This is a genomic window from Enterococcus viikkiensis (assembly GCF_005405345.1).
Classification (GTDB): Bacteria; Bacillota; Bacilli; order Lactobacillales; family Enterococcaceae; genus Enterococcus_A; species Enterococcus_A viikkiensis.
This window is the reverse complement of record NZ_BJDW01000045.1, coordinates 1-1146: the sequence shown is the minus strand read 5'-3', so window position 1 is coordinate 1146 and position 1146 is coordinate 1. Positions and strand designations below refer to the sequence as shown.

Below are 1146 nucleotides of genomic sequence, written 5' to 3'. Positions count from 1 at the left end.
GGTAGCGTCAAGAATTATGTGTAAATGGAAAATCCATTCCGTTAATTACAGTTAAATCATTGACTCTAATGTATCCTGAATTTCTTTAAATCCTTTGTGAATCCTGCCTAAAAATTTTTGGTTATATTGATTAAATTGCGACACTAAAAATCTTTCTAAAGAGTCTTCATTTGGAAATTGTTCTTTTCTTCGAGTATACCGTTTTAATTGTTTATTAAATCCTTCGATTAAGTTCGTTGAATAGATGGTTCGTCTGATAGTGGGAGGAAAATTATAAAATGTGACTATGGCAGGATTCAAGAGCAGATTGACAACTCTTGGATACTGCTTTCCCCATTTTTTGACCATAAAGTCCACTTGAGCCAATGCCTCTTCTTTAGACGTTGCTTGGTAAACCGCTTTGAACTCCTCACAAATTTCTTTTCGATCTCGAATACGCACTTTATGTGCGATATTTCTAGATACATGTACACAGCATTGTTGAAATTGTGCATTCGGATACACACTATGGATACTTTCTTCGATACCACTTAAACCATCGGTTACCACTAATAAAACCTCTTCTAACCCACGGTTTTTAAGATCTTGAAGAACCTCTTTCCAAATATACGCGGATTCCGTTGGGGCGATAGTGAACCCAAGAACTTCTTTGGTTCCATCCAATCGGATACCAATCGTAATGTACACGGCTTCTTTTGAAACGGTTTGTCTCTTCAAAGGAATATGTGTCGCATCCATAAAGATAACGGAATAACTGGCTTCTAACGTTCTTTCTTTAAATGCTAAAACGTCTTCAGACACGAGTTTACTCATGTTGGAGATCGTTTGTGGCGTATAGTGATGCCCATACATTTTTTCAATTAATTCGGAAATTTCAGCCATCGTAATGCCTTTTTGAAATAATTGGATAACGGTCGTTTCTAACGAATCATTGGTTCTCTTATATGCTGGGAGTGTTTGTTGAGAAAATTCGCCATTCCGATCTCTAGGAATAGTTAAATTTAGCTCTCCATATTCTGTTTTAAATGTACGTGAATAATTCCCGTTACGGGAATTTCCTGAATTGAATCCATTTCGATCATATTTTTCGTAGTCTAAAAAAGCAGTTAGCTCTGCTTGTAGAAGTGAATTAATCGCTCGTTCTAA

1 protein-coding gene is annotated in these 1146 nt (G+C 36.2%); it reads right to left on the bottom strand.

The annotated features are described in order from the left end of the window. Positions 1-51: 51 nt before the first annotated feature. A partial coding sequence (locus FFM67_RS12225; protein ID WP_137614814.1) for an IS256 family transposase occupies positions 52-1146 on the bottom strand: 1095 nt, incomplete at its 5' end.